At 69.4% G+C, this 15,023-nt stretch carries 16 protein-coding genes; 15 read left to right on the top strand and 1 reads right to left on the bottom strand.

Annotated elements, in window-relative coordinates; translation table 11 throughout:
* From ACIQ9E_RS18190 to ACIQ9E_RS18155, 8 genes are all read left to right on the top strand, one after another.
* Positions 1-780: a cytochrome c biogenesis CcdA family protein gene (locus ACIQ9E_RS18190; protein WP_403707948.1), complete on the top strand. Its 780-nt coding sequence runs from the start codon at positions 1-3 to the stop codon at positions 778-780.
* Between the two features lie 5 nt (positions 781-785).
* The gene (locus ACIQ9E_RS18185) at positions 786-2,654 is read left to right on the top strand and encodes a cytochrome c biogenesis protein ResB (protein ID WP_403707945.1); all 1,869 of its coding nucleotides are present in this window, start codon (positions 786-788) and stop codon (positions 2,652-2,654) included.
* Positions 2,651-3,733 carry a c-type cytochrome biogenesis protein CcsB gene (ccsB, locus tag ACIQ9E_RS18180; protein WP_403707942.1) on the top strand — a complete coding sequence of 361 codons (1,083 nt, stop codon included), beginning with the start codon at positions 2,651-2,653 and terminating at the stop codon, positions 3,731-3,733. Before ACIQ9E_RS18185 ends, ccsB begins: the two co-directional genes overlap by 4 nt.
* 199 nt (positions 3,734-3,932) lie before the next feature.
* On the top strand, positions 3,933-4,064 hold the full coding sequence (locus ACIQ9E_RS18175) for a hypothetical protein (RefSeq protein ID WP_403707939.1): 132 nt from the start codon (positions 3,933-3,935) through the stop codon (positions 4,062-4,064).
* Between the two features lie 48 nt (positions 4,065-4,112).
* Complete coding sequence (locus ACIQ9E_RS18170) at positions 4,113-5,297, top strand: TfuA-like protein (protein WP_403707936.1); 1,185 nt, start codon at positions 4,113-4,115, stop codon at positions 5,295-5,297.
* Positions 5,294-6,442: a YcaO-like family protein gene (locus ACIQ9E_RS18165; RefSeq protein WP_403707932.1), complete on the top strand. Its 1,149-nt coding sequence runs from the start codon at positions 5,294-5,296 to the stop codon at positions 6,440-6,442. The genes ACIQ9E_RS18170 and ACIQ9E_RS18165 overlap by 4 nt, the downstream gene beginning before the upstream one ends.
* Positions 6,435-7,244, top strand: a complete 810-nt coding sequence (locus ACIQ9E_RS18160; protein ID WP_403707929.1) for a class I SAM-dependent methyltransferase — start codon at positions 6,435-6,437, stop codon at positions 7,242-7,244. The genes ACIQ9E_RS18165 and ACIQ9E_RS18160 overlap by 8 nt, the downstream gene beginning before the upstream one ends.
* A gap of 32 nt (positions 7,245-7,276) precedes the next feature.
* Positions 7,277-8,284, top strand: a complete 1,008-nt coding sequence (locus ACIQ9E_RS18155; RefSeq protein ID WP_403707926.1) for an NAD(P)H-dependent glycerol-3-phosphate dehydrogenase — start codon at positions 7,277-7,279, stop codon at positions 8,282-8,284.
* Positions 8,285-8,289: 5 nt separating this feature from the next.
* On the opposite strand, the gene ACIQ9E_RS18150 is transcribed toward ACIQ9E_RS18155, so the two are convergent.
* The gene (locus ACIQ9E_RS18150; RefSeq protein WP_403707923.1) at positions 8,290-8,655 is read right to left on the bottom strand and encodes a PLD nuclease N-terminal domain-containing protein; all 366 of its coding nucleotides are present in this window, start codon (positions 8,653-8,655) and stop codon (positions 8,290-8,292) included.
* Between the two features lie 88 nt (positions 8,656-8,743).
* Between ACIQ9E_RS18150 and ACIQ9E_RS18145 the strand changes: the two genes are divergently transcribed.
* The 7 genes from ACIQ9E_RS18145 to ACIQ9E_RS18115 all read left to right on the top strand — a co-directional run bounded on the left by ACIQ9E_RS18145 (position 8,744) and on the right by ACIQ9E_RS18115 (position 14,941).
* Positions 8,744-10,189: a menaquinone biosynthesis decarboxylase gene (locus ACIQ9E_RS18145; protein ID WP_366257129.1), complete on the top strand. Its 1,446-nt coding sequence runs from the start codon at positions 8,744-8,746 to the stop codon at positions 10,187-10,189.
* Positions 10,186-11,109: a menaquinone biosynthesis prenyltransferase MqnP gene (gene mqnP, locus ACIQ9E_RS18140; protein ID WP_403707920.1), complete on the top strand. Its 924-nt coding sequence runs from the start codon at positions 10,186-10,188 to the stop codon at positions 11,107-11,109. The genes ACIQ9E_RS18145 and mqnP overlap by 4 nt, the downstream gene beginning before the upstream one ends.
* Positions 11,110-11,152: 43 nt before the next feature.
* On the top strand, positions 11,153-11,713 hold the full coding sequence (locus tag ACIQ9E_RS18135; protein ID WP_403707918.1) for a Uma2 family endonuclease: 561 nt from the start codon (positions 11,153-11,155) through the stop codon (positions 11,711-11,713).
* Between the two features lie 86 nt (positions 11,714-11,799).
* Positions 11,800-12,507, top strand: coding sequence for a UbiX family flavin prenyltransferase (locus ACIQ9E_RS18130; RefSeq protein WP_403707916.1), 708 nt, complete (start codon positions 11,800-11,802; stop codon positions 12,505-12,507).
* A 153-nt stretch (positions 12,508-12,660) separates the two neighbouring features.
* On the top strand, positions 12,661-13,116 hold the full coding sequence (locus tag ACIQ9E_RS18125; RefSeq protein ID WP_006347371.1) for an Lrp/AsnC family transcriptional regulator: 456 nt from the start codon (positions 12,661-12,663) through the stop codon (positions 13,114-13,116).
* 122 nt (positions 13,117-13,238) lie between these two features.
* Positions 13,239-14,402 (top strand): aminofutalosine synthase MqnE, encoded by a 1,164-nt coding sequence (gene mqnE, locus ACIQ9E_RS18120; protein ID WP_403707914.1) that lies wholly within the window; start codon positions 13,239-13,241, stop codon positions 14,400-14,402.
* Positions 14,403-14,416: 14 nt separating this feature from the next.
* The gene (locus ACIQ9E_RS18115; RefSeq protein WP_403707912.1) at positions 14,417-14,941 is read left to right on the top strand and encodes a GNAT family N-acetyltransferase; all 525 of its coding nucleotides are present in this window, start codon (positions 14,417-14,419) and stop codon (positions 14,939-14,941) included.
* Positions 14,942-15,023 lie beyond the last annotated feature (82 nt).

Genomic DNA, 15,023 nt, shown 5'->3' with positions numbered 1-15,023 from the left:
GTGACGTACGTGGAGCCGGCGGTCGTCCTCGCGTCGACCGACATCAACACCACCGTGCTCGGCGGCACCCTGCTGCTCGCCGTGCCGCTCGCGGTCCTCGGCGGGCTGGTCTCGTTCTTCTCCCCGTGCGTCCTTCCCCTGGTCCCGGGCTACCTCTCGTACGTCACCGGGACCAGCGGCACCGATCTCGCCGACGCCCGCCGCGGCCGGATGCTCCTCGGCGCCTCCCTCTTCGTCCTCGGCTTCTCCGCCGTCTTCGTCTCGGGCGGCGCCCTTTTCGGCTACTTCGGTGCGACGCTCTTCGAGCACCAGGAGACCCTCACCCGGGTCCTCGGTGTGCTGATGGTGCTGATGGGCGCCTTCTACATGGGCGCGATGCCCTGGCTGACCCGTCGCGAGTACCGCTTCCACACCCGCCCGGCCACCGGTCTGGCGGGCGCCCCGATACTGGGCGCGCTGTTCGGCGTCGGCTGGACCCCCTGTATCGGCCCCACACTCTCGGCGGCCATGTCACTCGCCGCCGAGCAGGGCAGCGCGGGCCGCGGCGCCGCCCTCACCTTCGCCTACTGCCTCGGCCTCGGACTGCCCTTCATCCTCACCGCCCTCGCCTTCCGCAAGGCGCTCGGCGCGTTCGCCTGGGTGAAGCAGCACTACGTCTGGGTCATGCGGATCGGCGGCATCATGATGATCGCGACCGGTGTGCTCATGCTGACCGGAGTCTGGGACCTCATGATGCAGCAGGTGCAGGTCTGGACGAGCGACTTCACGGTAGGGATCTGACCTCCATGAGCAACACGGACACCCAGGGCCGCGACCGGGCGGCGCAGCCGCCCGACGAGGACTCCCGGGAGGCGGCGGCCGGAGCCCAGCTCTCCACCGCGCCCCGCGAGGAACTCCTCGCGACCCTCAGCAGCGGCCCGTCCCTCGGTGTCATCGGCTGGGCCCGCTGGTTCTGGCGCCAGCTCACCTCCATGCGGGTCGCGCTGATCCTGCTCTTCCTGCTCTCCCTCGCCGCGATCCCGGGCTCCCTGATCCCGCAGCGGATGGTCGACGACCTCAAGGTGCAGACCTGGAAGGAGAACAACGAGTTCTGGGCCCCGGTCTTCGAGAAGCTCCAGCTCTTCGACGTCTACAGCTCGGTCTGGTTCTCCGCGATCTACATCCTGCTGTTCGTCTCCCTGATCGGCTGCATCGTGCCCCGGTCGTGGCAGTTCGTCGGACAGCTCCGCGGCCGCCCCCCGGCCGCGCCCGGCCGGCTGACCCGGATGCCCGCGTACACGACATGGCGTACGGACGCCGAGCCCGAGCAGGTCCGCGAGGCCGCCCTCGCCCTCCTCAAGAAGCGCCGCTTCCGGGCCCGGATCGCGGGCGACGCGGTCGCCGCCGAGAAGGGCTATCTGCGCGAGGCCGGGAACCTGGTCTTCCACGTCGCCCTGATCGTGATGCTGCTGGCCTTCGCCGCCGGCCAGCTCTTCAAGTCCGAGGGCGGAAAGCTGATCGTCGAGGGCGACGGCTTCGCGAACACGCTCACGCAGTACGACGACTTCCGCTCCGGCGCCCTGTACGACACGGACAACCTCGACCCGTTCTGGTTCGACCTCAAGAGCTTCACCGCCACCTACGAGAAGAGCGGCCCCCAGAAGGGCACCGCCCGCACCTTCGAGGCGGCCATCCGCTGGGGCAAGCCGGGGAGCGCGGAGAAGGACGCGGTCATCGAGGTCAACAAGCCGCTGACCATCGACGGCTCCAAGATCCACCTGCTCTCGCACGGCTACGCGCCCGTGATCACCGTCCGCGACGGCCGGGGCAAGGTCGTCCTCGACAAGGCCGCCGTCCCGCTGCTGCCGGTCGACGGCAACATCACCTCCAGCGGTGCCATCAAGGTGATGGACGGCTACCGCGACAAGAACGGCAAGAAGGACCAGCTCGGCTTCAAGGCGTGGTTCGTGCCGACCTTCGGCAGCAAGGAGGAGCACGGTGGCGGGACCTCGGCCGCCAACCCGATGTTCTCCACCTTCCCCGCCCTCGACTTCCCCGTCCTCGCGGTCAACGCCTACCGCGGCAGCCTGGGCGTGGACTCCGGTCTGCCGCAGAACGTCTACCAGCTCGACACCCGCAAGCTCGTCCAGTTCAAGGACGAGAAGGGCGAGATCCTCAAGGCCCTGCTGATGCCCGGCGAGTCGATGAAACTCCCGGACGGCGCCGGTTCGATCACGTACGAGAGCACCGTCGAGTGGGCCAGCTTCCAGATCTCCGAGCGCCCCGGCAACGGCTGGGCGCTGGCGGGCGGTATCGCCGCGATCGGCGGACTGGCCGCTTCGCTCTTCGTCCAGCGCCGCCGGGTGTGGGTGCGGGCGGTGACCGGCCGGGACGGGGTGACCGTCGTCGAGATGGCGGGCCTCGGCCGCAGCGAGTCGGCGAAGCTCCCGGAGGAGCTGGGCGAACTCGCGGCGCAGCTGCACGACCGGGCCCCGTCGGCGCCGGACCCGGAGCCCGGGGAGAATGACGCGGAGCCTTCGCCCCCCGCGAAGACCACCGGCACCGACACCGGCACCGGCAGCAGCGACGCGGCCGAAAAGCCCGCCCCCACCGACCCCGACGCCGCCGCCGACCCTCACGATCCCGCAGTAACTTCCGAAGGGGCTGAGAAGTGAATCTCGCCGCCGCGACGAACGAGACCTTCGCCGAGTACAGCAATACGCTGATCTACTCCGCGATGGCCGTGTACACCCTCGCCTTCCTCGCGCATATCGCCGAGTGGATCTTCGGCAGCCGCAGCAAGGTCGGCCGTACCGCCGCCGCACTGACCGCGAACCGGCCCGCCGCCGGGGCCGCGGCCCCCGCGGTCCAGGTCCGCGGCAAGGACGGCAGCACCGCCGTCCTCGACAAGCCGAAGGTCGTGACCCGCTCCGCCACGGGCAGCCGGGACGTCCCGGACGGCCCCGGCGCCGCGGGCGGTACGGAGAAGGGCGATCTGTACGGCCGGATCGCGATCTCCCTGACGGTCCTCGCCTGGGCCCTCCAGACCGCGGGCGTCGTCGCCCGCGCGATCTCGGTGCAGCGGGTGCCGTGGGGGAACATGTACGAGTTCTCCATCACCTTCGGCGCGGTCGCCGTCGGCACCTATCTCGCGTTCCTCGCGGCGAAGAAGAACATCCGCTGGATGGGCCTGCTGCTCACCGGCACGATCCTGGCCGACCTCGGTCTGGCGACGACGGTCTTCTATACCGAGAGCGACCAGCTCGTCCCGGCCCTGGACTCGTACTGGCTGGTCATCCACGTCTCCACGGCCATCTTCTGCGGCGCGGTGTTCTACCTCGGCGCGGCGGGCTCGGTGGTCTACCTGTTCCGCGATTCGTACGAGGCGAAGCTGGCCCGCGGCGAGAAGCCGGGCGCCTTCGCCACCTCGGTCCTGGACCGCATGCCGTCAGCCGCGACCCTCGACAAGTTCGCGTACCGGGTCAACGCGGCCGTCTTCCCGCTCTGGACCTTCACCATCATCGCGGGCGCGATCTGGGCGGGCGACGCCTGGGGCCGCTACTGGGGCTGGGACCCCAAGGAGGTCTGGTCCTTCATTACCTGGGTCGCGTACGCCTGCTACCTCCACGCGCGCGCCACGGCCGGCTGGAAGGGCCGCAAGGCCGCGGTGCTGGGCCTGATCGCCTTCGCCTGCTGGCTGTGGAACTACTACGGCGTCAATATGTTCGTGCAGGGCCTGCACTCCTACGCGTAGCCCCCCGCCGCCTCCCGGAAGCCCGTGCCGCGTTCACCGCGGCGCGGGCTTTCGCGTCTCGTACGCACCCGTCCCCCGACCGCCTGGACCGCCTTCCTCAGCTACGCCGCCCGGCACTGACGACGTTGGCCGGTCCGCCCCTGGACAACCCGGGGGTGGACCGGCCAATGGTGGTACACCACTTCGGGGAGGAGAACGGATGGAGCAGGCGAAGTCGCAGCTCGTTGCTCAGGCGGCAGAGTTGCAGGAAATCGACGTCGCGGACCTGGTCGACCCGTCCGCGATCGTGCAGTCCGAGGACGTCGAGCAGGAGGAGTGCTACACGTTCTGAGGCCGCGGCCGGGCGCCCACATGGTTGCCCGGCCCAGAAGGAGTGACTGTGGCCGTCCATGTCTTCACCGGTCCCACCCTGCACCCCGGCGATCCCGCTCTCGCCGACTCCCGGTTCGTCCCACGACCGCCTATCGGGCACGGCGACCTCCTACGCCCCGGGATCACGCCCGATGACACGGTTCTGATCATCGACGGTGTCTTTCACCACGCTCCCGCCGTGCGGCACAAGGAGATCATCTGGACGCTGTCCCGAGGGGTTCGCGTCCTGGGCGCGGCGAGCATCGGGGCTCTGCGCGCCGCCGAACTGGCCAACTGCGGCATGGTCGGCGTGGGGGAGATCTACACCGCCTACGCCACCGGGGAATTGGCCGGAGACGACGAAGTAGCTGTCGCGCAGGCCGCTGCTCCGGATCTGTCCGCGTACAGCTGGCCCCTGGTCAACGTTCGGAAGGTGCTCCGCCTCGCAGTGAGTGAAGGAGTTATCGACCCGGAGGCGTCGGATCTGATCCTGGCGGAGCTGAAGAAGGTCTTCTATGCCCACCGTTCCCTCCGCGTTCTGTTGTCCACCGGCCGGAACTGCGGTGCACCGGCCTTCGGCTGGTGGCTGAAGGACCGGCTCCACGACGACCCCTACTTCGGCGATGTGAAACGTGCCGATGCCGTTCTGGCCCTGGAAACGGCTCTGAATCTCGACCGTGCGCCAAGTGCCGCACCCCCGACCGGTCTGGTCTGGAACACCCGGTGCTTTCGTCGGTGGCACAACGAGTTCACTGCGACACAGATGGACGGCTTCGTCCTGAAGACCCGGCACCGAGTGGCTTACCAGCAGATCTTCGACCCCGACTTCAAGAGCCTGTGGCACCGCTTTCTCCGCCGGGCGGAAGCTCAGCGGCTCGCGCCCGCCTTGGCCTGCGTGGCAGTCCGCCCCGATCTCGACCTGGCGCACCGGGCAACGGTGGACCTGCTCCTGCGCCATGAGACCCGGGCCGACCGGGCTGCCATCATGCGTTGCCTGAGGTCGAACGAGGAGAGGACCCGCACCCATCCCGGGTTCTTCCCCGAAGCGATCAGGGGCGAGATTGCTCGCACCGTTCTGTCCGCCGTCTGGTCGGTTTCTGGGAAGTTACTCGAAGGCGAGTCCTGGGAGCGCGGATTCCAGGGCGAGCGGGAAGCCGTCGATGCCGTCAAGCCGTTTGTTCTGGGAATTCTCAGGAACAGGGAGCAGGTATGAGCCGGGTCCTCTCCCGCGGAACCGTGCGGGCCCGGTCGCCGGAACAGACCTGGCGGGCCCTCGAACCGGAATTACCCCTGCTTGGAATAACCAGGGTTGCCGGACTCACCGGCCTCGACCATCTGGGAATCCCCGTGTGGACGGCCATCCGGCCGAACTCCCACACGCTGGTCACCTCGCAGGGCAAAGGGGCGGACGACACCCTGGCCCGGATCTCCGCCGTCATGGAGGGAGCGGAGCTGTGGCTCGTCGAGCAGCCGCTTCCCGTTGTCGCGCGCGTCTCCCACCACCGTCTCCGTCCGCCGTACCCGATGTCCGCCCTGCCGGTGAAGACTCGCCATGAGGGGCTGACGCGGCTTCCGCTCGACTGGACCGAAGGAAGAGGGCTGATCTCGGGGGCGGAGATTCCGGTGCCGGCCGATCTGGCCCGCCGCCGGGCCGAACACACTCCCGGGGCATTCGACGTCTTCCACGTCACCAGCAACGGTCTGGCCACCGGAAACACACGGGACGAGGCACTTCTCCACGCGCTCTACGAGCTGATCGAACGGGACACCCTGCACCGCGACCACCTCGGTGGCGGCGCGATGCGCGAGTTGGTCGATCCCGCCACGGTCACGGATGCCTACTGCTCCGGCCTCATCGGACGCTTTCTGGACGCCGCCATGTTCCTGGAGATCGCGCTGGTGCGGAATGCGTACGGAATCCCGGTCTGCGCCGCCTACATCTGGGCGGAGGACTATCCCGTGGTTTTCGCCGGGTCGGGCTGCCACCGGGACCCGGGCATCGCGCTCTCCCGGGCCTTGACGGAAGCCGCTCAGTCCCGGCTCACATGCATCGCGGGCACCCGGGACGATCTGGGGTCGCACGAGAACGCCTTCGCCTCGGCACCATCGCGTCCCGATCCGGCGGGACCGTACGACGGTGACTGGACACCGTTGACCGAGGCGTACGACGCGACGTTCGGGGAGTTCGCCACCGAGGTCGCTGCCGTCTCCGAGCGGGTGGCCGCGGTCACGGGCTACGAGCCGATAGCCGTCGACCTGCCATGGCGGCCTTCCTTCGCCGGGGTGAAAGTCGTCGGCCCCGGACTGGAGATGCGGATGACACGCTCCATTCCCCGTCCCGGCGTACGCCATGGCTGACGACCGCGTCCCGGACAGCGGGCCCCGCGGGGTCGCCGACGCATACGACGCGTTCCACCGTGGCCGGGCGTCAACACCACTGGTGGCCCGGCTGTACGCCCTGGCCATGGGCGACGACCACCCCGCGGAAATCCAGGCTTCCAGCTCCTGTGACTGGCCCCTCCTCGGGCTTCTGGTGGCCCGGCTCCGCCTCCGGCCCGGACAGCGGCTCGTCGATCTGGGATGCGGCACCGGAGGCATCGGTCTGTGGCTGGCCCGGGCCCATTCCGTACACCTGACCGGGATCGACATCTCGCCGGTGGCGATCGGACTGGCCGCAGCGCGCCGACCGTACTTCCTGCCCCCTGGCCGTGCCGACTTCCGCGTGGCGACCATGGAGCGGACGGGACTGCCGGACGGCTGCGCGGACGGGATCGTCTGCATCGACACCCTCGGCAAGGCCCAGAGCCCGATGGGGGCGCTGCTGGAGGCCCGGCGGCTGCTGAGGCCCGGTGGCCGGATGGCGTTGACCACTGCGAGACGCCACTCGGCTCCTTCGCCCTGGTCCGAGCGGGCGGCCGCCGTGGGACTGGAACTCGTCGCAGAGGACGCCCGGCCCGACGAACCCGCCATGTGGCGTCGGCTCTACCGGCTCTGGGCGGACCACGAGGAGGAACTCCGGCGGGATGTCGGCGACGCCCAGACGGACAGCATGATCCGCGAAGCCCGCAGATCGCTGCCGACCCTCGATGACCGCCGCGCGTTCCTCATCACCTTGAGGAGGGGGCCGGATCCCTCCGGGGAGCCGTACGCTACGGCCTGACAGCGCGATCCGCCCGCTGGGAAAGGACGTTCGTGGTGCCCACTCGTGTCGCCGTCTTCGGAGCTGGTTCCTGGGGCACGGCCTTTGCCGTGATCCTGGCCGACGCAGGGTGCGACGTCACGCTGTGGGGGCGTCGGCCCGGACTCGTACAGGCGATCAACACGACCCACCGCAATCCCGACTATCTGCCGGACGCCGAGCTTCCGTACAGCGTCAGGGCGACCACCGACGCGGCGGAGGCCGCGGACGGCGCCGGGATCGCGGTCCTCGCCGTTTCGGCCCAGCATCTGCGGAAGAGCCTGACGGCCTGGGCGCCGGTGCTCGCAGCCGACACGGTTCTGGTCTCTCTGATGAAGGGGGTCGAACTGGGCACCGACATGCTGATGAGCGATGTGATCGCAGACGTCACCGGCGCGGGGCCCGAGCGGATCGCGGTGGTTTCCGGGCCCAATCTGGCGGGTGAGATCGTGCGGCGTCAGCCCGCCGCGAGCGTCGTCGCCTGTGCCGATACGGCGGTCGCCGAGCGGCTCCAGCACGCCTGTCACACCCCGTACTTCCGCCCCTACACCAACACCGACGTCGTCGGCTGTGAACTTGGCGGTGCGGTGAAGAACGTGATCGCCCTCGCCGTGGGCATCGCGGACGGCATGGGGCTGGGCGACAACACCAAGGCCGCTCTGATGACGCGGGGGCTCGCCGAGACCGGCCGGTTGGGCGTGGCGATGGGCGCCAATCCCCAGACGCTCGCCGGGCTCGCGGGGATGGGGGATCTCATCGCGACCTGTTCGTCGCCGCTGTCGCGCAATCACACGTTCGGTGCCAACCTCGGGAAGGGGCTGACCGTCGCCGAGGCGGCGGCCGCGATGAAGCAGACTGCCGAGGGTGTGACGTCCTGCCGCTCGGTCCTCGACCTCGCCGAACGCCACGGGGTGGAGATGCCGATCGCCGAGACCGTCGTCCGGGTCATCCACGAAGGGGTCTCGCCGCAGGGGGCCGTCAAGGAGCTGATGTCGCGTTCGGCCAAGCCCGAGCTGCGCTGACGTCCCTACTTCTCGTCGTCCTTGGAGTCCTTGGGGTCCCTGGAGTCCTTCTGGTTCTTGGGCTTGTCCTTCCTGCCCTCGTCGTCCAGGGACTTCAGGAAGTCGGGGTTGTCGTCCGGGGCGACCCAGCCGCCGCCGCGGCGGCCGCCCGGGGAGAATGCGCCACCGCCGCCGTAAGCGGCCGTACGGCGCGGGCGGCCCGCGGCGAACCAGGCGATCGGGCCGAGGAGGACCTCGCCGAAGAGCAGGACGATGATCACCCAGACGATCCAGGGGAGGTTGCGGACCTCGTCCTTCGGGGTGTTCAGCACATCGATGAAGGCGTAGATCCACAGCGCCAGGACCAGAAGGAACGGCAGATACCGGAGCATGAGCGGGCGGTCCTTCGGCGAGAGGCGGCGGGGCGCGGGCGGGCCCCGGTGACGTGGCCAGGGTAGCCGGTACCGGATACTGGGGCCCATGGCATATGAGGATCTTCGTTCCCTGCTCAGGGCCCTGGAGCGCGAGGGAGACCTCAAGCGCATCAAGGTCGAGGTCGACCCGCATCTGGAGGTCGGCGAGATCGTCGACCGGGTCAACAAGGCGGGCGGGCCCGCCCTGCTCTTCGAGAATGTGCGCGGTGCGTCGATGCCGCTGGCGATGAACGTCTTCGGGACGGACCGCCGGCTGCTGAAGGCGCTGGGGCTGAAGTCGTACTCCGAAATCTCCGACAAGATCGGCGGACTGCTGAAGCCGGAGCTTCCGCACGGGTTCATCGGGGTGCGCGAGGCCTTCGGGAAGCTCGGCTCGATGATCCACGTACCGCCGAAGAAGGTGAAGGACGCCCCGGTGCACGAGGTCGTCCTCCAGGGCGACGACGTCGACCTCGACCTGCTGCCCGCGCTGTTCACCTGGCCCGAGGACGGCGGATCCTTCTTCAACCTGGGGCTCACCCACACCAAGGACCCGGAGACCGGGGTACGGAACCTCGGGCTCTACCGGCTCCAGCGGCACGACCGCCGGACCATCGGCATGCACTGGCAGATCCACAAGGACAGCGCCAACCACTACCAGGTCGCGGCCAGGCGCGGGGAGAAGCTGCCGGTCGCCATCGCCTTCGGCTGCCCGCCCGCCGTCACCTACGCCTCCACCGCGCCGCTGCCCGGCGATATCGACGAGTACCTCTTCGCCGGATTCGTCCAGGGCAAGCGCATCGAGATGGTCGACTGCAAGACCGTGCCGCTCCAGGTGCCCGCACAGGCCGAAGTGGTCGTCGAGGGCTGGCTGGAACCGGGGGAGATGCTCCCCGAGGGGCCGTTCGGCGACCACACCGGCTTCTACACCCCGCAGGAGCCCTTCCCCGCACTGAAGATCGACTGCATCACCATGCGGAAGCGTCCGCTGCTCCAGTCGATCGTGGTGGGGCGTCCGCCGACGGAGGACGGACCGCTGGGCAGGGCCACCGAGCGGTTCTTCCTGCCGCTGCTGAAGATCATCGTGCCGGACATCGTCGACTACCACCTGCCCGAGGCCGGCGGCTTCCACAACTGCGCGATCGTGTCGATCGACAAGCGCTACCCCAAGCACGCGCAGAAGGTCATGTCCGCGATCTGGGGCGCGCACATGATGTCCCTGACCAAGCTGATCATCGTGGTCGACAAGGACTGCGACGTCCACGACCTCCACGAAGTGGCCTGGCGGGCCTTCGGGAACACGGACTACGCCCGTGACCTGACCGTGGTGGAGGGCCCGGTCGACCACCTCGACCACGCCTCGTACCAGCAGTTCTGGGGCGGCAAGGCGGGTATCGACGCCACCGCGAAGTGGCCCGAGGAGGGCTACACCCGCGGCTGGCCGAACATGGTCGAGTCCGACCCCGGCACCGCGGCGCTGGTGGACCGGCGCTGGAAGGAGTACGGCCTGTGACGGCGGCGGATCCCGCCGTCGGCGCGCGCGCCGCGGATCCTGCGGCCGGGGGCAAGGTCAAGGCTTTCCTCAGGCTCGTGATGATCGAGCACTCGGTTTTCGCACTGCCCTTCGCCTATATCGCGTCCCTGACCGCCATGTACCAGGTGGACAGGAGCGTCCACTGGGTCGAACTGCTCGTGGTCACCGTGGCGATGGTCGGCATGCGGACCTTCGCCATGGCCTGCAACCGGATCATCGACCGCGAGATCGACGCCCGCAATCCGCGCACCGCGGGCCGGGAACTCGTCACGGGCGCGGTCAGCGTCCGGTCCGCCTGGACGGGCGCGCTGATCGCGCTGGCCGTCTTCCTCGCCGCGGCCGCCGCGCTGAACCCGCTCTGTCTGATGCTGGCCCCGCTCGCCGTCGTACCGATGGTCGTCTATCCGTACGGCAAACGGTTCACCGACTTCCCGCACGCCATTCTCGCCGTGGCCCAGGCCATCGGGCCGATCGGCGCCTGGCTCGCGGTGACCGGCTCCTGGTCCTGGGACGCGGTGATCCTCGGGCTGGCGGTCGGCATCTGGATCGGCGGCTTCGACCTGATCTTCGCCACCCAGGACGTCACCGCGGACCGTGCGGAGGGCGTCCGCTCCGTCCCGGCCCGCTTCGGCGTCCCGGCCGCCCTCCACGGCGCCCGCCTCTGCCATCTGGCGACCATGGCCCTGCTGGTCTGGTACGCCCTGGCGACGGACGCGGGGGCGTTCTTCTGGGTGGGCCTGGCGATCGTGGCGGCGGCCTTCGTCTACGAGCACACGATCGTCCGCCCGCACGATCTGTCCCGGCTGAACCGGGCGTTCTTCACCGTCAATGGGTTCATCGGAATTACGCTTTTCGTGTGTGCCCTGGCAGACCTGGTGGTGCGCGGTCTGACGGTCTAGCTAGCCTCCGGCCTACCATCGAGGCAGGACACGGGAGGTTGTCATGATGACGTCGGAGACCGATCGCCTGCACTCGCAGCTCAGCCGGTTCGAGGACATGTTCCCCGGCTATCGCACCGAGATTGTCGAGGGCAATATCGTGATGAGTCCCGTGCGCGCGTTCCACAACGACACGATTGTGCGTCTGTGGACTCAACTGGAACCTCAGTTGGGCGCGGAGTGGGGCCTGGTCAGTGATGTGGCAATGCCGTTCACCGACGAGGACGAGTTCTGCCCCGACCTCGCTGTGATTCCCGCTCTGGAGAAGAGCCGGAACCTCGCGGTGTACCCCGCCGATGTGGTTGAGCTGGCCATCGAGGTCGTCTCGCCTGGCAGTGTCCGCAACGACTACGAGGTGAAGGACCGGCACTACGCAGCCCGAGGCATTGCTGTCTACCTGATCTTCGATCCCATGAAGGGTGCCGTCGGTATCCGCTGGAACCCGGGTTCCGAGGGATATCAGGGGCGTGACACGGTCCCGTACGGGGGCCAGGTCACGGTGGAGACACCGCTGGGGAAGCTGGTTTTCGATACGTCGGTGCTGCTGTCCGACCCCGGCGAGTAGCCCCGCCCGGCCGAAGCGTACGGGTACGTCCTGACACATCGGCTATGACGGGCGCCGGATAGGCTCCCCGTGTGGAGCCAGCACAAGTGCCAGCACGAGAAGAGCCGGGGGACGGCGGCCGGCGGCCGTGGGTCGTCGGGGTGTCGGGTGCGTCCGGGACGCCGTTCGCCGCCGCCGTGCTGCGGGGGCTGATCGACGCCGGTGAGGCCGTCGATCTGGTGGTGTCGCGCGCGTCGCGGCTCACCCTGCTCGACGAGACCGGGATCGCCTTCCGGGACGCCCACTGGCAGGACGATCTGCGGGAGTGGCTGGCCCGCGGCGCGGACGGGAAGCCGCGGGCCTTTCCCGCGGCCGACCTCGCCGGTGTGCGCTACTGGAGCGCGGGCGATCTCGCGGCCGGGCCGTCCTCGGGGTCGTACCCCGTCAAGGGGATGCTCATCGTGCCCGCGTCCACGGCCGCCGTCGCCGGGGTGGCGCTCGGGCTCTCCAAGGATCTGCTCCAGCGGGTCGCGAGCGTGACGCTCAAGGAACGCAGGCCGCTGGTGGTGGCCGTGCGGGAGACCCCGCTCAACGGGCAGACCCTGCGGCACCTCGTCACCCTCGACGACGCCGGGGCGGTCGTCCTGCCCGCATCGCCCGCCTTCTACGCCGGGGCGGCCCATATCCAGGACCTGGTGGACTTCGTCGCCGGGCGGGCCCTGGACGCGGTGGGCGTGCCGCACACGCTCTACCGGCGCTGGGCGGGCGAACTCGGGTCCGCCGCCCGCGCGGACCGGCCGGGGCCGCCCGCCTGAGCACCCGGGTGCCGGCGCGGATCCGTACGCGGACCCGGGCACCGGGAGCGGCAGACCCGGACATCTTCAGGCATCACAGGGGCAGCCCCCTGCGTGCCTTAGTTTCACTCTGATACTCGCTGGATTGCTGAATATATGGAAGGCACCAGGTTTATGGACGCGGTCGACAGGCAGCTCATCCAGGCCCTACGCGAGAACGGCAGGGCCTCCTACGCCGAGCTGGGACGGCTCGTGGGCCTCTCCGGGCCCAGCGTCACCGACCGGATCAACCGGCTGGAGGCGGCGGGTGTCATCACCGGCTACCGCGCCACGGTGGACGCCGCCTCCCTCGGGCTCGGCGTCACCGCGCTGATCGGCATCTCCCTCTCCGACGCCGCCGACCACGAGGACGTCGCCCGCAGGCTGCGCGACCTCGACGAGATCGAAGACTGCTGGTTCATCGCGGGCGACGACTCCTACATGCTCAAGGTCCGCGCCTCCGACGTCGACGGACTGGAGAAGACCATCCGCCGGCTCAGCGGCACCCGGGGTGTCTCCCGCACCAGGACGACCATCGTCCTCTCCACCAAATGGGAGAACCGGGTCGGGGACCTGCCCGCCCGGGAGTGACCCCGGGGGCGGCCTCGGGACCGGCGCGGCGGGGGCACTCCCGCCGCCCGGGCGCGGGCCAAGTACCGTGGACGGGGCCCGATGGACGAGGCTCGACGGAAGAGAAAGTGGGAGGCGGGCGCATGGACGCTGGGCTCAAGCGCGAGCTGGAGGAGAAGGTCCTCGCCGGTGAGCGGCTGACCCGTGAGGACGGGATCGCGCTCTACGACTCGGACGACCTCGCCTGGCTCGGGGGCCTCGCGCACGAGGTCCGTACCCGTAAGAACGGCGACGTCGTCCACTTCAACGTCAACCGTCACCTCAATATGACGAACGTGTGCACCGCGTCCTGCGCGTACTGCTCGTTCCAGCGGAAGCCGGGCGAGAAGGACGCGTACACGATGCGCATCGAGGAAGCCGTCCGCCTCGCCAAGGCGATGGAGAACGAGAACCTCACCGAACTGCACATCGTCAACGGGCTCCACCCCAACCTCCCCTGGCGCTACTACCCGCGCTCGCTGTCCGCGCTGAAGGAAGCGCTGCCGAACGTCTCCCTGAAGGCGTTCACCGCCACCGAGATCCACCACTTCGAGACCATCTCGGGGCTCTCCGCCTCCGAGATCCTCGACGAGCTGATCGAAGCCGGGCTGGAATCCCTCACCGGCGGTGGCGCGGAGATCTTCGACTGGGAGGTCCGGCAGCACATCGTCGACCACAAAACCCACTGGGAGGACTGGTCGCGCATCCACCGCCTGGCGCACAGCAAGGGTCTGAAGACCCCGTGCACCATGCTGTACGGACATATCGAAGAGCCCCGCCACCGCGTCGACCACGTGCTGCGGCTGCGCGAGCTCCAGGACGAGACCGGCGGCTTCCAGGTCTTCATCCCGCTCCGCTACCAGCACGACTTCGTCGATATGAAGGACGGCAAGGTCCGCAACCGCCTCCAGGCGCGGACCACGATGGCCACCGGCGCCGAGGCGCTGAAGACCTTCGCCGTGTCCCGGCTGCTCTTCGACAATGTGCCGCATGTGAAGGTGTTCTGGGTCATGCACGGGGTGCAGACCGCGCAGCTCGCGCTCCAGCACGGCGCCGACGACATGGACGGCTCGGTCGTCGAGTACAAGATCACCCATGACGCCGACAACTACGGCACCCCGAACAAGCTGACCCGCGACGATCTGCTGGAGCTGATCCGGGACGCCGGCTTCCGGCCGGTCGAGCGGAACACGCGGTACGAGGTCATCCGCGAGTACCCGGGTCCGGACGCGGACCGCCGCGAGTCGCCGCAGCCGATGCGGATCTGAAGGACGGCCCGCCGATGACCCTCACCTACACCCTCGACCCGGTGGCCGACCGGGCGCTCCGCGACGGGGTGCTCGCGCTCTGGGCCGATGTCAGCAACGCGGGCGGCGCGGTCGGCTTCGTACCGCCCGTGACCGAGGACGACATACGGCCCGAGCTGGTACGGCACTTCGCCGGTATGGCGGAGGGGCGGATCCGGCTGCTCGTCGGGCGCGACGACGACGGGCGGATCGCGGCCACCGCCTTCTTCGCCTTCAACGGCCACCGTCTGATGACGCACTGGGCGTGGCTGTACACGGTCATGGTGCACCCCCGTCTCCAGGGGCGGGGCACCGGCCGGGAGCTGATGGCGGCCGTGGCGGAAGCGGCGCGCGGCTTCGACGGCATCGACGCCATCCGGCTCGGCTGCCGGGGCGGCCTCGGACTCGAAGACTTCTACGCCTCCTGCGGCTACAAGGAGGTCGGACGGGTCCCGGGCGCGATCCGGGTCGCGGACGGCGACGACCGCGACGACATCACGATGCTGCTGCCGCTGCGCTGAGCCCCGGGGCCCGGGGGCGCCCGGAGCCCGGCGCGGGCGGCCGCTCGGGCCGCTGTCCTGATCGAATTCGGTGCGTGCTTCA

This window comes from Streptomyces sp. NPDC094448, assembly GCF_044763775.1.
GTDB lineage: Bacteria > Actinomycetota > Actinomycetes > Streptomycetales > Streptomycetaceae > Streptomyces.
This window is presented reverse-complemented; position numbering and strand designations above follow the sequence as displayed.

Coding starts and splice junctions, on each gene's coding strand:
- ACIQ9E_RS18185 (WP_403707945.1), top strand. CDS start 786: ATGAGCAACACGGACACCCAGGGCCGCGACCGGGCGGCGCAGCCGCCC.
- ACIQ9E_RS18175 (WP_403707939.1), top strand. CDS start 3,933: ATGGAGCAGGCGAAGTCGCAGCTCGTTGCTCAGGCGGCAGAGTTGCAG.
- ACIQ9E_RS18165 (WP_403707932.1), top strand. CDS start 5,294: ATGAGCCGGGTCCTCTCCCGCGGAACCGTGCGGGCCCGGTCGCCGGAA.
- ACIQ9E_RS18160 (WP_403707929.1), top strand. CDS start 6,435: ATGGCTGACGACCGCGTCCCGGACAGCGGGCCCCGCGGGGTCGCCGAC.
- ACIQ9E_RS18150 (WP_403707923.1), bottom strand. CDS start 8,655: ATGCTCCGGTATCTGCCGTTCCTTCTGGTCCTGGCGCTGTGGATCTAC.
- ACIQ9E_RS18145 (WP_366257129.1), top strand. CDS start 8,744: ATGGCATATGAGGATCTTCGTTCCCTGCTCAGGGCCCTGGAGCGCGAG.
- ACIQ9E_RS18135 (WP_403707918.1), top strand. CDS start 11,153: ATGATGACGTCGGAGACCGATCGCCTGCACTCGCAGCTCAGCCGGTTC.
- ACIQ9E_RS18125 (WP_006347371.1), top strand. CDS start 12,661: ATGGACGCGGTCGACAGGCAGCTCATCCAGGCCCTACGCGAGAACGGC.
- mqnE (WP_403707914.1), top strand. CDS start 13,239: ATGGACGCTGGGCTCAAGCGCGAGCTGGAGGAGAAGGTCCTCGCCGGT.
- ACIQ9E_RS18115 (WP_403707912.1), top strand. CDS start 14,417: ATGACCCTCACCTACACCCTCGACCCGGTGGCCGACCGGGCGCTCCGC.